Source organism: Streptomyces diversicolor, from assembly GCF_057537855.1.
This window is the reverse complement of the sequence record NZ_BAAJXA010000014.1, coordinates 114,277-135,406: the sequence shown is the minus strand read 5'-3', so window position 1 is coordinate 135,406 and position 21,130 is coordinate 114,277. Positions and strand designations below refer to the sequence as shown.

General features: G+C 71.6%; 19 protein-coding genes. 10 read left to right on the top strand and 9 right to left on the bottom strand.

Features of this window, described 5'->3' with window-relative positions:
- Positions 1-107 precede the first annotated feature (107 nt).
- Positions 108-1,772 carry a beta-N-acetylhexosaminidase gene (locus AC27LF_RS18600; RefSeq protein ID WP_479657125.1) on the bottom strand — a complete coding sequence of 555 codons (1,665 nt, stop codon included), beginning with the start codon at positions 1,770-1,772 and terminating at the stop codon, positions 108-110.
- A 154-nt stretch (positions 1,773-1,926) separates the two neighbouring features.
- On the opposite strand from AC27LF_RS18600, the gene AC27LF_RS18595 reads away from it, so the two are divergent.
- From AC27LF_RS18595 to AC27LF_RS18570, 6 genes are all read left to right on the top strand, one after another.
- Positions 1,927-2,493 carry a 2-oxo-4-hydroxy-4-carboxy-5-ureidoimidazoline decarboxylase gene (locus tag AC27LF_RS18595; RefSeq protein WP_479657124.1) on the top strand — a complete coding sequence of 189 codons (567 nt, stop codon included), beginning with the start codon at positions 1,927-1,929 and terminating at the stop codon, positions 2,491-2,493.
- A 452-nt stretch (positions 2,494-2,945) separates the two neighbouring features.
- Positions 2,946-3,326, top strand: a complete 381-nt coding sequence (gene sdhC / locus AC27LF_RS18590; protein ID WP_351745517.1) for a succinate dehydrogenase, cytochrome b556 subunit — start codon at positions 2,946-2,948, stop codon at positions 3,324-3,326.
- 5 nt (positions 3,327-3,331) lie between these two features.
- A complete protein-coding gene (locus AC27LF_RS18585; protein WP_479657123.1) occupies positions 3,332-3,814 on the top strand; it encodes a succinate dehydrogenase hydrophobic membrane anchor subunit in 483 nt (160 codons plus the stop codon).
- A 24-nt stretch (positions 3,815-3,838) separates the two neighbouring features.
- Positions 3,839-5,593, top strand: a complete 1,755-nt coding sequence (gene sdhA / locus AC27LF_RS18580; protein WP_479657122.1) for a succinate dehydrogenase flavoprotein subunit — start codon at positions 3,839-3,841, stop codon at positions 5,591-5,593.
- On the top strand, positions 5,593-6,354 hold the full coding sequence (locus tag AC27LF_RS18575) for a succinate dehydrogenase iron-sulfur subunit (RefSeq protein WP_479657121.1): 762 nt from the start codon (positions 5,593-5,595) through the stop codon (positions 6,352-6,354). The genes sdhA and AC27LF_RS18575 overlap by 1 nt, the downstream gene beginning before the upstream one ends.
- A 342-nt stretch (positions 6,355-6,696) precedes the next feature.
- Positions 6,697-7,107, top strand: coding sequence for a VOC family protein (locus AC27LF_RS18570; RefSeq protein ID WP_479657120.1), 411 nt, complete (start codon positions 6,697-6,699; stop codon positions 7,105-7,107).
- 90 nt (positions 7,108-7,197) lie between these two features.
- On the opposite strand, the gene AC27LF_RS18565 is transcribed toward AC27LF_RS18570, so the two are convergent.
- Complete coding sequence (locus AC27LF_RS18565; protein ID WP_479657199.1) at positions 7,198-9,612, bottom strand: MMPL family transporter; 2,415 nt, start codon at positions 9,610-9,612, stop codon at positions 7,198-7,200.
- 168 nt (positions 9,613-9,780) lie between these two features.
- Here AC27LF_RS18565 and AC27LF_RS18560 point away from each other — a divergent pair, with 168 nt between their 5' ends.
- Together AC27LF_RS18560 and AC27LF_RS18555 are read left to right on the top strand one after the other, a co-directional pair.
- On the top strand, positions 9,781-10,488 hold the full coding sequence (locus AC27LF_RS18560; protein WP_479657119.1) for a response regulator transcription factor: 708 nt from the start codon (positions 9,781-9,783) through the stop codon (positions 10,486-10,488).
- 149 nt (positions 10,489-10,637) lie between these two features.
- Positions 10,638-12,059 (top strand): sensor histidine kinase, encoded by a 1,422-nt coding sequence (locus tag AC27LF_RS18555; protein ID WP_479657198.1) that lies wholly within the window; start codon positions 10,638-10,640, stop codon positions 12,057-12,059.
- Positions 12,060-12,062: 3 nt separating this feature from the next.
- Here AC27LF_RS18555 and AC27LF_RS18550 read toward each other — a convergent pair whose 3' ends face one another.
- The 3 genes from AC27LF_RS18550 to AC27LF_RS18540 all read right to left on the bottom strand — a co-directional run bounded on the left by AC27LF_RS18550 (position 12,063) and on the right by AC27LF_RS18540 (position 15,500).
- On the bottom strand, positions 12,063-13,607 hold the full coding sequence (locus AC27LF_RS18550; protein ID WP_479657118.1) for an ABC transporter substrate-binding protein: 1,545 nt from the start codon (positions 13,605-13,607) through the stop codon (positions 12,063-12,065).
- 298 nt (positions 13,608-13,905) lie between these two features.
- Positions 13,906-15,210, bottom strand: a complete 1,305-nt coding sequence (locus AC27LF_RS18545; RefSeq protein ID WP_479657117.1) for a metallophosphoesterase — start codon at positions 15,208-15,210, stop codon at positions 13,906-13,908.
- 50 nt (positions 15,211-15,260) lie between these two features.
- Positions 15,261-15,500, bottom strand: a complete 240-nt coding sequence (locus AC27LF_RS18540; RefSeq protein WP_479657116.1) for an SCO4848 family membrane protein — start codon at positions 15,498-15,500, stop codon at positions 15,261-15,263.
- 91 nt (positions 15,501-15,591) lie between these two features.
- Here AC27LF_RS18540 and AC27LF_RS18535 point away from each other — a divergent pair, with 91 nt between their 5' ends.
- The gene (locus tag AC27LF_RS18535; protein WP_479657115.1) at positions 15,592-16,893 is read left to right on the top strand and encodes a D-alanyl-D-alanine carboxypeptidase family protein; all 1,302 of its coding nucleotides are present in this window, start codon (positions 15,592-15,594) and stop codon (positions 16,891-16,893) included.
- Here the strand turns inward: AC27LF_RS18535 and AC27LF_RS18530 are convergent.
- The 4 genes from AC27LF_RS18530 to AC27LF_RS18515 are packed head-to-tail and all read right to left on the bottom strand — an operon-like array spanning position 16,835 to position 19,632.
- The gene (locus tag AC27LF_RS18530; protein ID WP_479657114.1) at positions 16,835-17,749 is read right to left on the bottom strand and encodes a YihY/virulence factor BrkB family protein; all 915 of its coding nucleotides are present in this window, start codon (positions 17,747-17,749) and stop codon (positions 16,835-16,837) included. The genes AC27LF_RS18535 and AC27LF_RS18530 overlap by 59 nt on opposite strands.
- Entirely contained in the window at positions 17,737-18,162 is a 426-nt protein-coding gene (locus AC27LF_RS18525; protein ID WP_479657113.1) for a GtrA family protein, read from the bottom strand. The genes AC27LF_RS18530 and AC27LF_RS18525 overlap by 13 nt, the downstream gene beginning before the upstream one ends.
- Positions 18,159-19,139 carry a decaprenyl-phosphate phosphoribosyltransferase gene (locus AC27LF_RS18520; protein WP_479657112.1) on the bottom strand — a complete coding sequence of 327 codons (981 nt, stop codon included), beginning with the start codon at positions 19,137-19,139 and terminating at the stop codon, positions 18,159-18,161. Before AC27LF_RS18520 ends, AC27LF_RS18525 begins: the two co-directional genes overlap by 4 nt.
- Positions 19,132-19,632, bottom strand: coding sequence for a phosphatase PAP2 family protein (locus tag AC27LF_RS18515; RefSeq protein WP_479657111.1), 501 nt, complete (start codon positions 19,630-19,632; stop codon positions 19,132-19,134). Before AC27LF_RS18515 ends, AC27LF_RS18520 begins: the two co-directional genes overlap by 8 nt.
- A gap of 133 nt (positions 19,633-19,765) precedes the next feature.
- On the opposite strand from AC27LF_RS18515, the gene dprE1 reads away from it, so the two are divergent.
- The gene (gene dprE1, locus AC27LF_RS18510; RefSeq protein ID WP_479657110.1) at positions 19,766-21,121 is read left to right on the top strand and encodes a decaprenylphosphoryl-beta-D-ribose oxidase; all 1,356 of its coding nucleotides are present in this window, start codon (positions 19,766-19,768) and stop codon (positions 21,119-21,121) included.
- Positions 21,122-21,130 lie beyond the last annotated feature (9 nt).

Genomic DNA, 21,130 nt, shown 5'->3' with positions numbered 1-21,130 from the left:
GGGAGGGCGCCGGAGTGTCACAGGGGTGGGCACGCCCAGCAGGTCGAGCAGGCGGAAGAGGAGTTTTCGGCCATGCCGTCGGGGTCGGCGGACGCCCTGCGCGCGGGTCAGCGCAGCCGGTCGGCCAGCTTCTGGAAGCCGGCCCAGGGCAGGGCGGGTCGGCCCGGGTCCCACAGCTTCTGCGCGGTGGCCCGCAGCGGCATCCGGATCCCGGCCGCCACCTGGTCCTGGGTCTGGGCGTTCGGCACGTCGCCCCAGACGGCGAAGGAGCCGCCGAGGATCTGTCCGTCGTAGCGGGCGGGCACGGCCGTGGTGCCGCGCAGCACCCGGGGGTTCCACTGTTCGTAGATCCGCTGCCCGGTGGGGTAGACGAAGGTCTGCGGCTGGCCGAGGACGTAGTACAGGAACTCGTCGTTGTAGTTGACGACCTTGCGTCCCGCGCCCAGGTAGTCGGCCGGCGGCCGGGCGCCGATCTCCTTGCCCGTCCAGTAGGCGACCTCCAGGTCCTTGGCGGGCTGCACGGAGGTCCCCCGGTAGAAGCCGTCGTTCCAGGCCCGCATCGTGCGGGCGTGGGCGCGAACGGTGTCGGCGCGTGCGTTGAGCCAGCCGGTCGCCAGGTCGGCGACGGTACCGCCGGAGCCGTACGCCTTCCGGGCGGCGGCGGCCAGCTGCGGGTAGGAGCCGGCCGGATCGGAGACCGCGAGCGCGCGGTACTCGTCGCCGCCCAGATGCCAGTACGAGCCCGGGAACACGCCGGTGAACTCGCCCAGCAGGTCGTCGACGACGCGGGCCGCCGCGGGCTTGGAGATGTCGACGGCACCGCGCGCGGCGACGCCCTGCGCGTTGCGCAGCTGAAGATCGGGGTGGGCGGCGATGACCGCGCCCAGGTGTCCGGGCGAGTCGATCTCGGGGACGACGGCGATGTGCCGGCCGGCCGCGAGATCGACGATCCGCTTGACCTGCGCCTGGGTGAGATGGTCCGCGGAGACGATCTCGGGGTGGGTCCTGGACTCGATCCGGAACCCCTGGTCGTCGGAGAAGTGCAGGCCCAGTTCGTTGAACTTCAGGTCCGCCAGCTCGCGGATCCGGTCCTCTATCCAGGACTCGCTGTACGGCTTGCGCGCTATGTCCAGCACGAAGCCGCGCCGCGGCTTGGCGGGCTCGTCGCGCACCACGCCCTCCGGGGCGGTGCCGCCGCCGTGGACCTCCTGCTTGAGGGTGCGGGTGCCGTAGAAGACGCCGGTGTCGGCGGGCCCGCTGATGGTCACGGCGCCGCCGCGCACGGTCATGGTGTACGACTCCGGGTTCGCGGCCTTGTCGCCGCTCAGCTCAAGCCGCAGATCACCGGCGCGCCGGTCGCGCCGCTCGCCCGCGTAGGTCAGGCCCAGCTCACCGGCTATCAGGCGGCCCTCGTCGGCCAGGGCCGGGGCACCCACCACGACCCGCTCACCGCCGGCCGGATGCCAGCCGGGGCCGCGCTCGGGGGTGTGCGAGCGCACGGCGGGAATGGTGCGGGGCGCCTGGGACAGCGGGTAGGAACGGCTGGGTGACGGGCTCGCCTGGCTCGGTCCTGCCGAACCGGGGGCCGTGCCCACCGCGGTGCCGCCCGCGGACTGCCGCGCGGTCGCGGTGGGCCGCGCCGCACCGCCGCCGTCCGCGGCGGCCCAGACGCCCAGTCCGACACCGAGGGCGACGGTGCCGACGAACGCGCCGACGACCGTCGCGCGCCGCCTGACCGGCTGCGCCGGCGTGCGGCGCCTGTGCTGACTCACACCGCCAAGCTAAGGCCAATGCCGAAGCCGTGCGTCCACGAACGGTTCCGAAACTCCGCCGTCCGGGTGAAATTCGGGCGTCCGTCGGACACGCCATGACCGCTCTCGATAACGTGACCGCACATCTCTCACAGCATCCGCTGCCGCCCCACATGTGACGCGAGGACCCACGCTGCCTGCGCACCGTCTCCCGTACCCGTCCGGGTCCCTGGACCGAGTGACCATACCGGCGCTCCCCGAGCAGACCCGCGTCCCGCCCGTCTCCGGTGGACTGGCGGGATTCAACGCCGCGACCGCCGACGAGGCCCGCGAGGCACTTCTCGCCTGCCTGCGCAGCCCGCGCTGGGCCCAGCGCGTCGCCGCCCACCGCCCCTATCCCGACCTGGACGCCCTGCTGGCCGCGGCGGACGAGGCGGCGTACGACCTGACCCCGGCCGAGCTGGCCGAGGCCCTGGCCGGCGAGACCCTGCCGCCGCTGCCGGAGGACACGTACTCCGCGGCCCACACGGCCCTCAGCGCCGCGCACGCCGCCTACGAGGCCCGCTTCGGACACGTGTTCGTCATCCACCTCGGCGGCACCCCGCCCGGAGAGGCCCTGGACCGCACCCTCGAAGGCATCCGCTCCCGCCTGACGAACGACCCCGACGAGGAACGAGCGGTGACCGCAGACCAACTACGCCACCTGGCAAGAGCCCGCCTGACCACCCACCTGAGCACCTGACCCGGCAGCGCGCCCCCGAAGGGGCGCGGGGAACCGCGCGACCAGCCACAACGGACGTGCACAACCGATCCCCGAAACCCCGGCTGCGCCCCGAAGGGGCGCGGGGAACTGCGCGAGAAACCACAACGCACCCGCACCCGGCACCCCCCAGTACCCCCCACCCCCCTAACCGCCACCCAATCCACAACACCGACAGCCCCCGAAGGGGCGCGGGGAACTGCGCGACCAGCCACGACCTACCCGCACCCGGCACGACACCGCACCCCCCACCCCCCTGGCCGCCCCACCCAGCTCATCCGTCCGGTGCCAGTTTGATCACACAGTCAAGACCCCCCGCTGAGCGCCGCAGGCACCCCGCTACGATGCTTAGGGCCGGTGGACCGTACCCGGCCGGGCCCGACCGACACCGAAGCCGGCGCGGCCCTCAGTCCCCGCTCCCGGAGGGTTCTTCCGTGCCGGCTGGAACGCTGTACCGCGGCCGGGAAGGAATGTGGTCCTGGGTGGCTCACCGAGTCACCGGCGTCCTCATCTTCTTCTTCCTGTTCGTTCACGTGCTGGACACCGCTCTCGTGCGTGTCTCCCCCGAGGACTACGACAAGGTCGTAGCCACGTACAAGACGCCGATCGTCGCGCTGCTGGAGTACGGCCTCGTCGCCGCGATCCTCTTCCACGCGCTCAACGGCCTGCGCGTCATCGCCGTCGACTTCTGGTCGAAGGGCCCGCGCTACCAGAAGCAGATGCTGTGGACCGTCGTCGGCGTCTGGGTCGTCCTGATGGCCGGCTCGATCTACCCGGTCCTCGGCCACGCCGCTCGTGTCCTGTTCGGGAGCTGACGCCGATGTCCACCACTGAAACCACCGCTTCCGGGATCGGCCCCGTCGAGGGCGAGGCCCTGTACGGCGTGGACAACCCCGCGCCGCTCATCGAGGCGCCGCGCCGGCGCACCAGGAAGACCCCGCGCAGCACCCGGGGCAACTTCGAGATGGCCGCCTGGCTGTTCATGCGCCTGTCCGGCATCGTGCTGGTCGTCCTGGTCCTCGGCCACCTGCTGATCCAGCTGTTCCTGGACGGCGGCGTCTCCAAGATCGGCTTCGCCTTCGTGGCGGGCCGCTGGGCCAACCCGTTCTGGCAGGTCTGGGACCTCGCCATGCTGTGGCTCGCGATGCTGCACGGTGCGAACGGTCTGCGCACGATCATCAACGACTACGCGGAACGCGCGAACACCCGGCTGTGGCTCAAGGGCCTGCTCTACACCGCCACGGTGTTCACCATCCTGCTGGGCACGCTGGTGATCTTCACCTTCGACCCGAACATCCGCTAGGCCCGGGACCGAGGTATTCCACTGATGAAGATCCACAAGTACGACACCGTCATCGTCGGCGCCGGTGGCGCCGGTATGCGCGCGGCCATCGAGGCGACGAAGCGCAGCCGCACCGCGGTCCTGACCAAGCTCTACCCCACCCGCTCCCACACGGGCGCCGCGCAGGGCGGCATGGCCGCCGCGCTCGCCAACGTGGAGGAGGACAACTGGGAGTGGCACACCTTCGACACGGTCAAGGGCGGTGACTACCTCGTCGACCAGGACGCCGCGGAGATCCTGGCGAAGGAGGCCATCGACTCCGTCCTCGACCTGGAGAAGATGGGCCTGCCGTTCAACCGCACCCCGAACGGCACCATCGACCAGCGCCGCTTCGGCGGTCACTCCCGCAACCACGGCGAGGCCCCGGTCCGCCGGTCCTGCTACGCGGCCGACCGCACCGGCCACATGATCCTCCAGACGCTGTACCAGAACTGCGTCAAGGAGGGCGTGGAGTTCTTCAACGAGTTCTACGTCCTGGACCAGCTGATCACCGAGGTCGACGGCATCAAGAGGTCGGCAGGCGTGGTCGCGTACGAGCTGGCGACCGGTGAGATCCACATCTTCCAGGCGAAGGCCGTGATCTACGCGTCCGGCGGCTGCGGCAAGTTCTTCAAGGTGACGTCGAACGCGCACACCCTGACCGGTGACGGCCAGGCGGCGGTCTACCGGCGCGGTCTGCCGCTGGAGGACATGGAGTTCTTCCAGTTCCACCCGACCGGCATCTGGCGCATGGGCATCCTGCTCACCGAGGGCGCCCGCGGTGAGGGCGGCATCCTGCGCAACAAGGACGGCGAGCGCTTCATGGAGAAGTACGCGCCGGTGATGAAGGACCTGGCGTCCCGTGACGTCGTCTCCCGCTCCATCTACACGGAGATCCGCGAGGGCCGCGGCTGCGGTCCCGAGGGCGACCACGTCTACCTCGACCTGACGCACCTGCCGCCGGAGCAGCTGGACGCCAAGCTGCCCGACATCACGGAGTTCGCCCGCACCTACCTGGGCATCGAGCCGTACACCGACCCGATCCCGATCCAGCCGACCGCGCACTACGCGATGGGCGGCATCCCGACGAACGTCGAGGGCGAGGTCCTGGCGGACAACACCACCGTCGTGCCGGGCCTGTACGCGGCCGGCGAGGTGGCCTGCGTGTCGGTGCACGGCGCCAACCGCCTGGGCACCAACTCCCTGCTGGACATCAATGTGTTCGGCCGCCGGGCGGGCATCGCGGCGGCGGAGTACAGCCAGAAGGCCGACTTCGTCGAGCTGCCGGAGAACCCGGAGTCCCTGGTCATCGAGCAGATCGAGCGGCTGCGTACGTCCACAGGCACCGAGCGGGTGGCGACCCTGCGCCGCGAGCTGCAGGAGACCATGGACGCCAACGTCATGGTGTTCCGCACCGAGCAGACCATCAAGACGGCGGTCGAGAAGATCGCGGAGCTGCGCGAGCGCTACAAGAACGTGGCGATCCAGGACAAGGGCAAGCGGTTCAACACGGATCTGCTGGAGGCCGTCGAGCTGGGCAACCTGCTGGATCTCGCCGAGGTCATGGCGGTGTCCGCGCTGGCCCGCAAGGAGTCCCGCGGCGGTCACTACCGCGAGGACTACCCGAACCGCGACGACGTCAACTTCATGCGCCACACCATGGCGTACCGCGAGGTGGGCGACGACGGCACCGAGTCCGTCCGTCTCGACTACAAGCCGGTCGTCCAGACCCGCTACCAGCCGATGGAGCGTAAGTACTGATGGCAACCCCTGTTCTGGACAAGGTGGAGGCGGAGGCCGCGTCCTCTCCCTACATCACGGTCACCTTCCGCATCCGCCGCTTCAACCCGGAGGTCTCGGCGGAGTCCACGTGGGAGGACTTCCAGCTGGAGATCGACCCGAAGGAGCGGGTCCTCGACGGCCTGCACAAGATCAAGTGGGACGTGGACGGCACACTCACCTTCCGCCGCTCCTGCGCGCACGGCATCTGCGGCTCGGACGCGATGCGGATCAACGGCAAGAACCGCCTCGCCTGCAAGACGCTGATCAAGGACATCAACCCCGAGAAGCCGATCACGGTCGAGCCCATCAAGGGCCTCACGGTCCTCAAGGACCTGATCGTGGACATGGAGCCGTTCTTCCAGGCGTACCGGGACGTGATGCCCTTCCTCGTGACGAAGGACACGAACGAGCCGACGCGCGAGCGGCTGCAGTCCGCCGAGGACCGCGCCCGCTTCGACGACACCACGAAGTGCATCCTGTGCGCCGCGTGCACGTCCTCGTGCCCGGTGTTCTGGAACGACGGCCAGTACTTCGGCCCGGCGGCGATCGTCAACGCGCACCGCTTCATCTTCGACTCGCGTGACGAGGCCGGCGAGCAGCGGCTGGAGATCCTGAACGACCGCGACGGCGTCTGGCGCTGCCGCACCACCTTCAACTGCACGGACGCCTGCCCACGCGGCATCGAGGTGACAAAGGCGATCCAGGAGGTAAAACGAGCCCTGATCACCCGCCGCTTCTGACCCGGTCTCCGTCGACCTGGTCTCCGCCGTAGCCCGAGGGCCCCGTATCCGGTTCCGCACCGGGACGGGGCCTTCGGCTTGCCCGCGGCCCCCACGGGAGATTCGGCGCCGGCGCCCGTAACCGGCGGGATCGGCCAGCGGGTGATCCGCTCGGCCTCCGTCTGCGTCTCCGCCTCGGTCTCGGACGCTTCGCTCGTGGGTGCCTCCATGCGCCAGAGTCCCGCCTGCTCGTTCGGACTGCCCAGGCGGAACGTCGGACGTCTCGCCTCATCGAGTGATCACGGTGCGGGCCACCGGGCCGGTCCCGAGGGGTGGGTGATCCCGGCTCGCTAATGTGACGACATGTCAGACGAAGAGTCGTACGAGCTGCTCGGTTTTGACAATGTGCTGGTGCCCGTCGGGGATCTCGGTGAGGCCGTCGGGTTCTACGAGCGGGCCGGGTTCGCCGTCGGGTTCCGGTTCGACGAGGGCGGGATCGCGCTGCTGCACGTCGGCGGCGAGACTCCGGGCATCCTGCTGCGGACCGAGGAGGAGTTCGGTCACCGGCCGCCGCCGTGGCCCTCGCCACGGATCTGGCTTGAGGTGCCGAACGCGCGCGTGGCGGCGCGCGCGCTCGCCGACGCCGGGATCGGGACGCTCGACGAGCCGTTCGCCGTGGCCACCGGCTGGACCGTGGAGTTCGCCGACCCGTGGGGGAACGTCCTCGGGTTCACGGACTACTCGAAGCGGCCGGAACTCGCGCGACGTACCTGAGGAGTTCGGCCGCTTCCTGCCCGGCCCCGCGAGAGGGCCGGCCCCCCAAGGGCCCACCATCCGCGCGCGGGGCCGGGCAGCAGCCGGTGGTCAGCTGACCGCGTCCACCTCGTCGTCCGCCAGTTCCACGTCGTACACCAGCGGGCCGCCGTCGACGACGACATGCCGTGCGCGGGTGCCGTGCGAGGCGGAGGTCGCCGCGAGGAGGTAGGTGCCGGGACCGGGGACCGCCACGATGTACGAGCCGTCGGCCAGCGAGTCGACGCGGTCGAGCTGGCGGCCGCCCTTGGACATCAGCGTCACGGTCGCGCCCCGCACCGGGTCGCCGTCGACGGAGCGGATGAAGCCGTGCACGACCGACGCCGGGCCGTCGGCCGCGGGCGGCTCGGCGGCCGGCGGCCCGTCGTCGGCCGGCTCCACCGCCAGGTGCGGCAGCCGCTCGTCCAGCCACCGCGGCAGCCACCAGTTCGACCGGCCCAGCAGATGCATCACCGCCGGCACCAGGGCCGTGCGCAGGATGAACGCGTCCAGGGCGACCGCGGCGGCGAGCCCCACGCCCGCCATCGCCGCCCCCGAGTCGCCGCTGAGCACGAAGGCCAGGAAGACGCACACCATGATCAGGGCCGCCGAGTTGATCACCCGGCTGGTCTCGGCCAGGCCGACGCGCACCGCGCGCGCGTTGTCCTTGGTGTGCACCCATTCCTCGTGCATCCGGCTGACCAGGAACACCTGGTAGTCCATGGACAGGCCGAAGAGCAGGGACAGCATGATGACCGGCAGGAACGCGTTGATCGGGCCTTCCTTGCCGAGGCCCAGCAGGTCCAGGCCCCAGCCCCACTGGAAGACCGCGACCAGGACACCGAAGGATGCCGCCGCCGCGAACAGGTTCATCACCGCGGCCGTCAGCGGCACCACCAGGGAGCGGAAGGCGATCAGCAGCAGCAGGAAGCCCAGGCCGATGATGGTCGCGACGAAGTACGGCAGCCGGTCGCCGGTGACCGACGCGAAGTCCTTGGAGACCGCGGTGACCCCGCCGACATGGGCCTGCGCGCCCGCCTGGGGGATCACCCGGTCCCGCAGGGTGTCGATGAGGTCGTCCGTCTCCTTCGACTGCGGCGAGGTGGTCGGCACGACCTGGATGACGGTGACGCCCCGCGCGGGCGGCAGTGCGACCGCCCGGGCCACCCCCGAGGTCGTCTCGATGCCCTCGACCAGGGCCTTGGTGTCGCCTCCTGAGGCGACCACCTGGAGTGGCCCGTTGAAGCCGGGGCCGAAGCCCTCCGCGAGCAGGTCGTACGCCTTCCTGGTCGTCGTGGACGCCTCGTCGTTGCCCTGGTCGGTGGCGCCGAGCCGCAGCGACAGCACGGGCAGGGCGAGCACGGCCATGACGACCACCGCGAGCGCGGCGACCGTACGGGGGCGCCGCTGCACCCCGCCCGACCAGCGGGCGGCGAGCCCGCTGGCCCGCTCCGGCTCGGGCCCGCGCTCGGCGAGGCGGCGGCGCTGGCGGCGGCTGAGCACCCGCGGGCCGAGGAAGCCGAGGAACGCCGGCAGCAGCGTCGTCGCGGCGAGCACGCTCAGCACGACCGTCAGCGAGGTGCCGATCACCACGCCGTCCAGGAAGCGCAGGTTGGTCACCAGCATGCCCGCCAGCGCGATGCACACCGTGCCGCCCGCGAACAGCACCGCGCGGCCCGAGGTGTTCAGGGCGGTGACCGCGGACTCCTCGGGGTCGGTGCCGCGCAGGATGCCGCGCCGGTGCCGGGTGACGATGAACAGCGCGTAGTCGATGCCGACGCCCAGCCCGATCAGGGTCGCAAGGAGCGGGGCCAGATCGGGGACGTCGGTGACATGGCTGAGCAGCTGGGTGGAGAACAGTCCGGTGCCGACGCCGAAGACGGCGACGCCGATGGGCAGCAGCATCCCGAACAGCGAGCCGAAGGCAAGGAAGAGCACGACGGCCGCCGCGATGATCCCGACCAGCTCGGCGAGGCCGGTCGGCGGCTCCTGCACCCGCTGGATCGCCTGCCCGCCCAACTCCACCTGGAGTCCGTCGTGTTCCACGCCCTGCGCGGTGTCGACGACGTCCTGCACCAGTTCCTTGGGCACGGACTGGGCGCGCTCGGTGAAGGTGATCTGCGCGTACGCGATCCGTCCGTCGCGGCTGATCTGCGCGGCGCCCCGCTCCCCGGTGTAGGGGCCGGTGACGGCTCCGACGCCGTCCATCCCGGCGATCTTCTCCAGTGCGGGTTCGATCCGGGACCGTACGTCCTGGTCCCGTACCGTGCCCGTGCCGGTCTTCCACACCACTGTGTCGGTGTCGCCGGACGTCTCCGGGAAGGCCCGCTCCATCAGGTCGTACGCGCGCTTGGAGTCCGTGTTGGGGAGGGAGAACACGTTCGCGTAGTCCGTGCCCGCCGTCGAGGCCGAAAAGCCCAGCCCGCCGAGCGCCCCCACCCACACCAGCAGGACCACCAGCCGGTGCCGAAAGCACCACCGTGCCAATGCCGCCACGTTCAAGGCTCCTTCACTGTTTCGGTCGGTCGGTCCCCCAGGTCCTGGGCAACAGATTGGCGCCGGCACCCGCGCGTGCACACGACGCGCCCATGACTCTCAAGGAACTCCAAAGGGCGAACGAGCCCGGCTGTCAGTGGTCCCGCCGATACTGGGGGCATGACGACGGCTCCAGGCACCGTGCTGGTCGTGGAGGACGAGCCGAGCATCGCGGACGTCCTCGCCATCGCCCTGCGCTACCACGGCTTCGAGGTGATGATCGCGGGCACCGTCCGCGAGGCGCTTGCCGCGGCCGGGCGCACCCGGCCCGACGTGGCCCTGCTCGACGTCATGCTGCCCGACGGGGACGGCCGCGCGCTGGGCCGTGAGCTGCGCGCCCGTCGGCCCGATCTTGCGCTGGTCTTCCTCACCGCACGGGACTCGCCCGCGGAGATCGTCGGCGCCCTCGGCTTCGGCGACGACTACATCACCAAGCCGTTCAACATCGACGAGGTGGTCGCCCGGATCGGCGCCGTGCTGCGCCGCACCCGGCCCGCCGACCTCGTCCCGCAGCGCCCGCCGCTGCGCTACGGCGATCTGGAGCTGGACGAGACGACGTACTCGGTGCGCCGCGCGGGCCGCACGGTCGAGCTGACCCCCACCGAGTACGCGCTGCTGCGTTTCCTGGTGCGCAACGGCGGCCGGATCGTGCCCAAGGAGCAGCTGCTGCGGCACGTCTGGCAGTACGAGCACACCCCGGCCGAGTCGACCGTCGTCGAGACCTACATCAGCTATCTGCGCCGCAAACTGGACACCCTGGGGCCGCCGGTGATCACCACCCGGCGCGGTGTCGGATACGGTCTTGGCGCCCCGCGGAAGGGGCCGTGATGCGCCGTCGGCCGGCCGCCCCGGCGTGGGCGGCCGCCCTCGCTCGGCGCAGCCGCAAGCCGGTGCTTTCCCGTGCCTCCTCGGGGAGCGGGGAAGCACAGCGGACCCGGCTCGGACCGCTGGGCACCAGGTGCCGCCCCTCCCGCGGCATGCGCTCCCTGCGCGGCAAACTGACCCTCGCCAACGTCCTGCTGCTGGCCCTCGGCATCGCCGCGGCCACCGCGGTGAGCCTGATGGGCATGCGGCACTATCTGCTCCAGCAGGTCGACGCCGAGCTGGACAAGTCCCGCCGGACGCTCGCCGACTCCCGTGTGACGCTGCGGCAGATCGACTCGCTGGCCGTACTGGCCGTCATCCGGGACCGGTTCGTGCGGCCCCCGATGAGCGAGCGGCCCCGCCCGGACTCGCTGTTCACGGTCGTCGACGCCCAGGGCGGGGTGCTGCCCCTCGCCGGGTTCCCGCCCACCGAGAGCCAGCGTGCGCTGGCCGACGCGATCGGCGGCCCGGCCCCGCTCGCCGCCCTGCCCGAGCCGCGCGAGATCACCGTCGCCGACGCCTCGTACCGGGCGATCGGCGTCCGGCTCGCCGACGGCAACTACGTCCTGCTCGCCAACTCGACCGACGCCCTGCACAAGGGCATAGCCAAGGCGCTCAGGCTCGATGTGGCCATGGGCACGCTGCTGCTGGCGCTGCTGGCCTGTCTGACCCTGTTCAATGTGCGGCGCCGGATGCGGCCGCTGGAGGACATGGTGGAGACGTCCTCGGCGATCGCGGAGGGCGACCTCGCCCGCCGGGTGCCCTCCAGCCGGGAGACCACCCAGGAGGTGGAGCAGCTGCGGCTCGCCCTCAACTCTATGCTGCACCAGGTGGAGTCGGCGTACCGCACGCGCGAGCACAGCGCGGCCCAGCTGCGCCGTTTCGTCGCCGACGCCTCGCACGAGCTGCGCACCCCGCTGTCGGCGATACGCGGCTACCTCCAGCTCTACGAGAAGGGCATGCTGCGCGAGCCCGAAGAGCGCAAGCGTGCCTGGGACCGGATGAACGGCGAGGTGGACCGGATGGGGCGGCTGGTCGACGAACTGCTCACCCTGGCCCGCCTCGACCAGCGGCCCGAACTGCGGCTGCGGAACGTGGACGTGAGCCGGCTGGTGCGGGACGCGGCGCAGGACCTGCGGGCCCAGCAGCCGGACCGTCCGGTGACCGTGGCCGCGGACGGCTCCGTGCTGGTGCGCGCCGACGAGTCGGGGCTGCGCCAGGTGCTGGGCAACCTGGTGGCCAACGTCCGTACGCACACGCCGGCCGGCGTGCCGGTGCGGCTGGGCGTGGAGCGGGCGGACGGGCTGGTGCGGCTGTGTGTCGCCGACGAGGGCCCGGGGCTGGCCGAGGAGGACGCGACGCGCATCTTCGACCGGTTCTTCCGCGCGGGCGGCGGAGCGGGCAGCGGTCTGGGGATGGCGATCGTGCAGGGCGTGGTGCGGGCGCACGGCGGGCAGGTGGCGGTACGGACGGCCCCTGGTCAGGGGCTGGCCGTGACGGTCACGCTGCCGTGCCGGGCGCCCGTGGCGCCGTGAGGGTCAGATCCAGTTCAGCTGCCAGAGCCGGAACACGCCGGTGCCGTCCGAGAGGTACTGGCCGCCGCCGACGTCCTCGCTGCTGACCACGTACTCCTTGCGCTGCCACAGCGGGATCAGCGGCACGTCGGTGGCGATGTGCGCCTGCACGTCACGGAAGTCCTGGGCGACCCGGCTGCGGTCGGCGTACTGCTGGCTCGCCTGGATGAGGGTGTCGACCGCCTTGTTGGTGTAGCCGGTGCTCATGGTGGAGCCGGTGCCGACGAGCGGGGAGCCGAAGGTGTCAGGGTCGGGGTAGTCGGCGACCCAGCCGACCGCCCAGGCGTCCATCTTCCCGGCGGCCCAGCGCTTTTGGAAGTCGGTCCACTCGTACCCCTTGACGTCCACCTCGAACAGGCCGCCCGCCTCCAGCTGCTTCTTCAGCGCGGCGGACTCCTCGGCGCCCGCGCCGCGGCCCTTGCCGTAGCCGAAGGTGAAGCGCACCGGCAGGGTCACCCCGGCCTCGGTGAGCAGTTCTCTCGCCTTCGCGGTGCTCTGCCTCGGGTAGGTGTCGAAGAACGACGTGGTGTGGCCGGTCAGTCCGGTCGGGATCAGCGAGTACAGCGGGTCGACGGTGCCCTCGTACACGGTGGCGGCGAGTTCTTCGCGGTTGACCAGCCAGGCCATGGCCTGGCGCACACGCGCGTCGTGCAGCGGCGAGCCCGCGCGGGTGTTGAGGTACAGGTTGCGGGTCTCGGCGCTGTCGGACTCGGTGACGCGCTGGTTCGGGTCGCTCGAATTGAGCCCGGACAGCACCTTCGGCGGCAGGGTGCGGGTGGCCACGTCGATCTGTTTGCCCTGCCACGCCTTGTCGAGGGCCTGCGAGTCGGCGTAGTACCGCAGTTCGATGGGCTTGCCGGTGCCGTTCAGGTTGCCCTTGTAGTGGCTGTTCGGCGCGAGGACGGCACGCTGGTCCTTTGTGTACGCGGTCAGCCGGTAGGGGCCGGTGCCGTCGGCCCCGGAGCCGGTGCGCAGGCTGTCCGCCGGGTACTTGTCCTTGTCGACGATCGCGCCGGCGCCGGTGGCGACCTTGAACGGGAAGGTGGCGTCGGGCGAGGCCAGGTGGAAGGTGACGGTGGTGGCGCTGTCGGCGCTCACCGAGCCCAGGGTGGAGAACAGCGACGCGGGACCGACATCGGAGTTGATCTTCTTGACCCGGTCGAAGGAGTACTTGACGTCTTCGGCCGTCAGCACCCGGCCGCTCGGGAAGACGATCCCGTCGCGCAGCGTGCACCGGTACGTCTTCAGGTCGCTGCCCTTGAACGCGCAGCTCTGCGCCGCGTCCGGCACGGGCTGTACGCCGCCTGGTTCGAACGTCAGCAGCGATTGGAAGACGTTGCTGAACAGGGCCCAGGAGCCGGCGTCGTAGGCGCCTGCCGGGTCGAGCGAGGTGACGGCGTCCGTCGTACCGACCGTGATGGACTTGTTCTTGTCCCCTTGCGACGGCAGCAGTTGCCAGCCGCCCACTCCCACGACCGCCAGTACGAGCAGCGTCACGAGAATCCGCATGCGAACCGATCGCATGGTGGTGCCCTCCCCGGGCCGTCCGCGGCCCTACCCCTGGCGTTGCACATACGCCACATCCCCTTCGTGGCGCGGCTCACCTAATCACACGTGTTTCACCTGGGGGAAGAGCAATCGGGCGAGATGTGCGAGAACTTACGTCACGACGGTTACCGCCCGGTTTCACAGGGTGCCCACAGGGCCGGGGCCGAGCGCCGCCGGCACCTCCTCAGCACCGTCATGACCTGCACGTTTCCCTGTTTTCACGCGCGCTGACGCGGGCCTGCGGCGCCGGCAGCCGCGCTCAGGCGTGCCGGGACGCCAGTTGCACGACCGTGATGTCCGACGGCGCCCCCACCCGGGTGGGCGGCCCCCACGCGCCCGCACCGCGGCTGACGTACAGCTGGGTGTCGCCGTAGCGCTCCAGGCCCGCCACCGTCGGGTTGGCCGCCGCCGCGAGCAGACCGCCGGGCCACAACTGCCCGCCATGGGTGTGGCCGGAGAGCTGGAGGTCGACACCATGGCGTACGGCCTGATGGATCTGCACGGGCTGGTGGGCGAGGAGCACACATGCGCGTGCGGGATCGCGGTCGGCAAGGGCTCTCTCGTAGTCCGGGCCCTGGCCCTCGCTCTCGCCCTGTACGTCGTTGACCCCGGCGAGGTCGAAACCGGGCAGTTCGGTGCGGGCGTTCTCCAGCGGGCGCAGCCCGAGCCGGCGCACCTCCTCGACCCACTGCTCGGCACCGGAGAAGTACTCGTGGTTGCCGGTGACGAAGTACGCCCCGTGCCGGGCCGAGAGCTGCGCCAGCGGTGCCGCCGCCGGGCCCAGGTCGGGGACGCTGCCGTCCACCAGGTCGCCGACGACCGCGATCAGATCGGGCTGGGTCGCGTTGATCGTGTCGACGACCCGCTGCGCGAAGCCCCGGCCGAGGACCGGCCCGAGGTGGATGTCGCTGACGACGGCGATGCGGAAACCGTGTGCGGAACGCGGGAGTTTGGCCAGCGGAACCGTGACACGTTTCACACGCGGTCCGCGCAGCACGCCGTAGGTGCCGTGGCCGACGGTCGCCACGGCGGCCGTGGCCGCAACCCCGCCTACGACCCGCGACACGAAGAGCCGGCGCGACGGGTCCTGCGGGGCGGGCTCCGGGCCGGTTTCCGGGCCCGCGTCCGGTCGGGGCTCCGGGCCCGCGTCCGGTTGTGGCTCCGGCGCCGGCTGCTGCGCCTGCGGAGCCGGTGCTGTGCCCGCCGGCACGGCCACCGGGGCGGCGGGGACGGGCTCGGGTGCGCGTGCGCGCGTCAGACGGCGCAGCAGGGGCCGCACCGCCTCGCCCGCCACCACCGCCATCAGCAGGTAGAGCGCCAGCGCCATCCACAGGAAGCCGGGCCAGGCCAGGGCGCGCTGGAGCCAGAACGGCGCTCCGCCGCGCTCGGCGACCAGCGCGGCGACCATGAGGACCGGGCCCGCCACGAACACCGCCGTACCGGCCCGGCGGGCGCGTCCCGGCGCCGCCGTGGTGTCGCGGACCAGGCGCCGCCAGACGTACCAGTGCAGCCCGGCCACGACGGCCGGCACGGCCAGGGCGACGAGCACTAAGACGATGACCACTGTGCGGTGTCCTCGGTCTTCCGTTGTGAGTGTTCCGTCATGACGTCCGGCTATGACGTCCGGCGCAGTGCGCGCAGCCCGCGCAACCCGATGCCGCCGATGACCGTCCCCCATACGAAGGAGACGACCGCCAGCAGCAGATGCACCCAGAAATAGCCCGTCGGATGCCCGTCGTCGAAGGCGAGTCCGCTGCTGTCCTTGACGAGGTTCTTGACGAAAGTGACCCAGATGACCCAGCTCCACACCCCGAAGGCGAGCAGGAACCAGGACACCGGGCGGCTGAGCTTCATATGCCCAGTATCGCGGTCGGCTGTCCGGATCCCGGCCCGGGGTGGGGCGGGCGACGGGACTTCACGGCCCACGACAGGTACGTTCTCGACCGTGCCCGCACCTTATAAGATCGCCAGACGATCCCTTCTGGTATGTTCTGCCGCATTTTTGACATTTTCCCTCGCGCCTGCTCTCGCGGCGCCGGCCGCCCTCGCGGCCCCGCGTCCGTCGGCCACACCCCCGGCGCAGATGTCGACGGTCGGCGGCGCCCGCCTCGGCCAGGCCGGTACCCAGGTCGACCTGGGTACCGGCGCGCCCGTGCTGCCCAAGGGACTGACCGCGCGCTCCTGGATCGTCGCCGACGCCGAGACCGGCGACGTGCTCGCCGCCCACAACGCACACTGGCGCCTGCCCCCGGCGAGCACGCTGAAGATGCTGTTCGCCGACACCGTGCTGCCGAGGTTCCCCAAGTCGACCGAGCACAAGGTGGTGCCCTCCGATCTGGCGGGCGTCGGCGCGGGCTCCAGCGTCGTCCCGGTGCACGAGGGCGAGACCTACACGATCCGCGACCTGTGGCTCGGCGTCTTCCTGCGCTCCGGCAACGACGCCGTGCACGTGCTGTCCGCGATGAACGGCGGCGTCAAGGACACCGTCAAGGACATGCAGGCGCACGCCGAGGAGTTGCAGGCCCTCGACACACATGTGGTCAGCCCCGACGGCTACGACGCGCCGGAACAGGTCTCGTCGGCGTACGACCTGACGCTGTTCGCCCGCTCCGGACTCCAGAAGAAGGACTTCCGCGAGTACTGTTCCACGGTCCGGGCGAATTTCCCGGGCGAGACCAAGAAGGTCAAGGGCAAGAAGGTCCGCGGCACCTTCGAGATCCAGAACACCAACCGGCTGCTGAGCGGCGACGCCGACATCTCCGTCTACGACGGGATCGCGGGCGTGAAGAACGGCAACACCACCAAGGCGGGCGCCACCTTCACCGGCGTCGCGGAACGCGGCGGCAGGGTGCTGCTGGTCACCGTCATGAACCCGCAGAAGAACGAGCACAACGAGGTCTACAAGGAGACCGCGAAGCTCTTCGACTGGGGCTTCGCGGCGGCCGGCAAGGCGCGGCCGGTGGGCGAACTGGTGCCGCCGAAGAGCGCGGTACCGGCCGGCGGACAGCCGGGTGCCTCGGCGTCCGCCGCGGAGGCGGGCGGTGGCACCGCCGCGGGCAGCGCGGCCGGCGGCGGGTCCCCGGCGAAGCCGGCCGGCGCCTCCGCCGCGGGCGGTTCGGGTGGTGCGGGCGTCGCGCTGGCCATCACCGGCGGGCTGCTGGTGCTGCTGGCCGGCGGGGTGTTCCTGATCAATCGCCGCTGGCCGCTGCCGGACCTGGTGCGCCGTCGGACGACGCCCCGTCCGTGACCGGTGCTTCCTTGCTCTGCGTCGCCGTCCAGGCGGCGCAGAACAGCACCAGTTTCGAGGTGAAGTTGATCCACAGCAGCAGGGCCACGGGCACGCCGAAGGCCCCGTACATGCTCTTCGTGGCGACGCCCTGGATGTAGCCGCTGAGCAGCAGCTTGAGGAGTTCGAAGCCGACCGCGCCGATCAGCGCGGCCACCACCAGGCGGCGGCGCGGCGGATCGACCCCGGGCAGCAGGGTCAGGACGTAGAGCAGCAGCAGGAAGTCGGCGAGCACGGCGACGGCGAACGCGGCGACGCGCAGCAGCAGGCTGCCCCAGCTCGCCCGGCCGAGGCCCAACTCGTCGGAGATCCAGCCGACCAGGGCGGAGGCCACCGTCGAGATGACGATGGTCGCGAGCACCGCGCCGCCGAGGCCGACGAGGACGCCCGCGTCGACGGCCTTGCGCACGATCGGGTTGCCCTCGCTGTCCGGCCGCTCCCACACCGCCCGCAGACAGTCGCGCATCTGGCCGACCCAGCCGATGCCGGTGAACAGCAGGACCGCACCGGCGATGAGTCCGACGGTGCCCGCGTTCTGCACCAGGGCGTTGATGTCCAACTGCGCGGAGATGCCGGGGACCTGCTCGGTGATCTTCTTCTGGAGCTGCTGTTGCTGCGCCGTGCTCAGCGTGGCGGCGGCGATCGCGGCGGCCACCGTCAGCAGCGGGAACAGCGAGATGAAGCTGATGAACGTCATCGCCGCCGCCAGCCGCGTCCACTTCACCCGGTCCAGGCGCTCGTACGCCTGCCACGCGTGCGTGGCCATGAGCCACGTGACGAGCGGTCCTACTCCGGGGAGCCTCTTCAGCCAGTCCATGATCCGACTCTGCCCTCGGCGGGGAACACCAATGTCCGGGTACCCCAGAAACGCAGGACCGTGGCGAGGGCCATGCCGATGCCGGCACCGGAGACGGTGTCGGCGCACTGCGAGGTGAGTCCGAGGCCGTAGTGGCTGACGACGATGCACAGGAGCTGGACGAGCGCGCCGGCGAGGTTCACGGCGACGAAGACGGCGTACGGGCGCGGGCCCCGCGGCTGCGCGTGGCGGTAGGTGCCGCGCGCGTTGCCCACGTAGGCGACCGTGCAGCCCGCGACGAAGGACACGGTCTTCGCGGTGACCGGATCGAGTCCGGCGGGGCCGCGCAGCAGGCTGAAGACGGCCAGGTCGGTGGCGTAGGCGAGGAGCCCGGCGACGGCGAAGCCGAGCAGTTCGCGCCGGGCGACGCTCACCAGTTCGCCACCGCGAGCCCGTACATGGCGAGCCAGGCCAGTCCGATCAGGGCCAGCGCCCGGTCGCGCAGGACGACGTCCTCGGGCTCGCCCGCGGCGCCGCGGTCGGCGAAGACGGCGTAGCGGAGGATCGCGAGGATGAAGGCGACCATCGACAGCTGCCGCCAGGGCAGTACGCCCGCGTGCGGCGCGCCGCCCTCCTCCAGGGCCCACATGCAGTACGCGAGGACGGCGACCCCCGCGGCCAGTTGCCAGACGAAGCGGAGGTAGCCGGTGGTGTACTCGGTGAGCAACGCGCGCGTGGCGCCCGGTTTCCCGGCCATCTGGAGGGCTTCGGAGTAACGCTTGGCCGACACCATGAACAGCGCCCCGAAACCGGTGGTGATCAGGAACCAGCGGGACAGCGGGATGCCGAGCGCGAGCCCGCCGATCATCGCGCGCATCACAAAGCCGGTGGTGACGACGGCGAGATCGGCGACGAGCACATGCTTGAGGCTGACGCAGTACGCCAGTTGCATGGCGACGTAGGCCGCCAGGAGGGCCGCGACGAGAGGCGCGGTCAGCCAGGCAGCGGCGGCCGGCGCGAGCACGGCCAGGGCGGCTCCCGCGGCGTAGGCGACGGGTACCGGGACCTGTCCCGCGGCGACCGGGCGGCGGCACTTGGTCGGGTGGGCGCGGTCGGCCTCGGCGTCACGGGCGTCGTTGATCAGGTAGACGGCGGCGGCGCAGGCGGTGAACAGGACGAAGACGAGGGCCACCTGGGCGAGCGCGTGCCGGGAGAAGAGCTGCCCGGCGGCGGCCGGGGCGGCGGCGACGAGGCTGTTCTTGACCCACTGCTTGGGGCGGGTGGTCCTCAGCAGGCCGCCCAGGAGGGTGCCCTTGATCGGGCGCACGGACGGCACGGGAGGCTTGCGCCGCTCCGGCAGTGTGGCTTCCCCGGCGTGCACGCCGTCCCTGAGGGGCGCGGTCTCAGTCACGACCGCCCCCTGTCATCCAGCGCGCCCCGAGTCGCGCCGTGAGCGCCCCCAGGACCGCGCCGGCGGCGACATCGGAGGGGTAGTGGACGCCCACCACCAGGCGGGACAGGCACATGGCGGCGGCCAGCGGCGGCAGCCCGTACGCGCCCAGCGCCCCGAACGCCACCGCGGCGGCCGTCGCGGAGGCGGCGTGCGAACTCGGGAAGGAGTACCGGCCGACGGTGCGTACAAGGGGCTCGATGTGCGCCGGGCGCGCCCGGCGCACCAGGCGTTTGACGCCCGAACTGGTGAGGTGCGCGCCCGCGACGAGCGCCGTGCCGCGCAGCCAGGAGCCGCGCCGCGCGCCGTCCGCGGCGGCTCCGACGAGACCCGCCGCGAGCCACAGCGCGCCGTGCTCACCGGCCAGGGACAGGCCGCGTGCGGCGGACGCGACGCGCGGATCGGCACCGCGGGCGCGGAGTGCGGAGAGGATCCGGTGGTCCATGTCGTCCATGTGGACTCACTGTTCACGCCCGCACCGCCAGAACTACGGCAATATTGAGCGACATCCCATTAATCACCCATTTCGGGGAGGGATGGGATGTTTCTAAATTAATCGCTCACATTGGGGCGATACGGTCTCCGGCATGTCTGGAGCCATGGTTTCCGTCACCGGGTGGGGCCGCACCGCCCCCACCTCCGCCCGGCTGGTGCGTCCGCGGACGTACGAGGAGGCCGTGGCCGCCGTCCGCGGCTGCGGGGCCCGTGGCGGCATCGCCCGGGGCCTTGGCCGGGCCTACGGGGACGCGGCGCAGAACGCCGGCGGCGCCGTGCTCGACATGACCGGTCTCGACCGCATCCACGCCATCGACGCCGACGGCGGCACCGTGCTGTGCGACGCGGGCGTCTCCCTGCACCGGCTGATGGAGGTGCTGCTGCCGCTCGGCTGGTTCGTGCCGGTGACGCCGGGCACCCGCCAGGTGACGGTCGGCGGGGCGATCGGCGCCGACATCCACGGCAAGAACCACCACGTCTCCGGCTCCTTCTCGCGCCATGTGCTCGCGCTGGAACTGCTCACCGCCGACGGCGAGATCCGCGCGGTCGGCCGCGGCACCCCCCTGTTCGACGCGACCACCGGCGGAATGGGCCTGACCGGGGTGATCCTCACCGCCACCGTGCGGCTGCTGCCGGTGGAGACCTCGTACATGTCGGTCGACACCGAGCGCGCCACCGACCTGGACGATCTGATGGCCCGCCTGACGGCCACCGACCACCGCTACCGCTACTCGGTCGCCTGGATCGACCTGCTGGCCCGGGGCGCCGCCACCGGCCGCGCCGTGCTCACCCGCGGCGACCACGCGCCCCTGGAGGCGCTGCGCGAGGGCACGCGCGCGTGGCGGCGCCCGCTGTCCTTCCGCCCCCGGCAGTTCCCGCCCGCCCCGGCCTTCGTCCCGGAGGGCCTGCTCAGCCGGGCCGGCGTGGGGCTGTTCAACGAGATCTGGTACCGCAGGGCGCCACGCGCGCGTACCGGCGAACTCCAGCGGATCCCCGCCTTCTTCCATCCCCTGGACGGCGTGCCCCACTGGAACCGGATCTACGGCCGCGGCGGCTTCGTCCAGTACCAGTTCGTCGTCGGACACGGTCAGGAGGACGCCCTGCACCGGATCGTGCGCCGCATCTCCGGGCGCCGGTTCCCGTCCTTCCTGGCCGTACTCAAGCGCTTCGGCGAGGCGGACCCCGGCTGGCTCTCCTTCCCGGTGCCCGGCTGGACGCTCGCCCTGGACATCCCGGCGAACCTGCCCCGGCTCGGCGCCTTCCTCGACGAGCTGGACGAGGAGGTCGCCGCCGCCGGCGGACGCGTCTACCTCGCCAAGGACTCCCGGCTGCGCCCGGACCTGCTCGCCCCGATGTACCCCCGGCTCGCCGACTTCCGGGCGCTGCGCGCGGAACTCGACCCGCGCGGGGTGTTCGTCTCGGACCTCGCCCGCCGCCTGGACCTCTGAGAAGCACCG

Coding starts and splice junctions, on each gene's coding strand:
- AC27LF_RS18585 (WP_479657123.1), top strand. CDS start 3,332: ATGTCCACCACTGAAACCACCGCTTCCGGGATCGGCCCCGTCGAGGGC.
- sdhA (WP_479657122.1), top strand. CDS start 3,839: ATGAAGATCCACAAGTACGACACCGTCATCGTCGGCGCCGGTGGCGCC.
- AC27LF_RS18575 (WP_479657121.1), top strand. CDS start 5,593: ATGGCAACCCCTGTTCTGGACAAGGTGGAGGCGGAGGCCGCGTCCTCT.
- AC27LF_RS18570 (WP_479657120.1), top strand. CDS start 6,697: ATGTCAGACGAAGAGTCGTACGAGCTGCTCGGTTTTGACAATGTGCTG.
- AC27LF_RS18560 (WP_479657119.1), top strand. CDS start 9,781: ATGACGACGGCTCCAGGCACCGTGCTGGTCGTGGAGGACGAGCCGAGC.
- AC27LF_RS18555 (WP_479657198.1), top strand. CDS start 10,638: ATGCGCTCCCTGCGCGGCAAACTGACCCTCGCCAACGTCCTGCTGCTG.
- AC27LF_RS18550 (WP_479657118.1), bottom strand. CDS start 13,607: ATGCGGATTCTCGTGACGCTGCTCGTACTGGCGGTCGTGGGAGTGGGC.
- AC27LF_RS18540 (WP_479657116.1), bottom strand. CDS start 15,500: ATGAAGCTCAGCCGCCCGGTGTCCTGGTTCCTGCTCGCCTTCGGGGTG.
- AC27LF_RS18530 (WP_479657114.1), bottom strand. CDS start 17,749: ATGGACTGGCTGAAGAGGCTCCCCGGAGTAGGACCGCTCGTCACGTGG.
- AC27LF_RS18515 (WP_479657111.1), bottom strand. CDS start 19,632: ATGGACGACATGGACCACCGGATCCTCTCCGCACTCCGCGCCCGCGGT.
- dprE1 (WP_479657110.1), top strand. CDS start 19,766: ATGTCTGGAGCCATGGTTTCCGTCACCGGGTGGGGCCGCACCGCCCCC.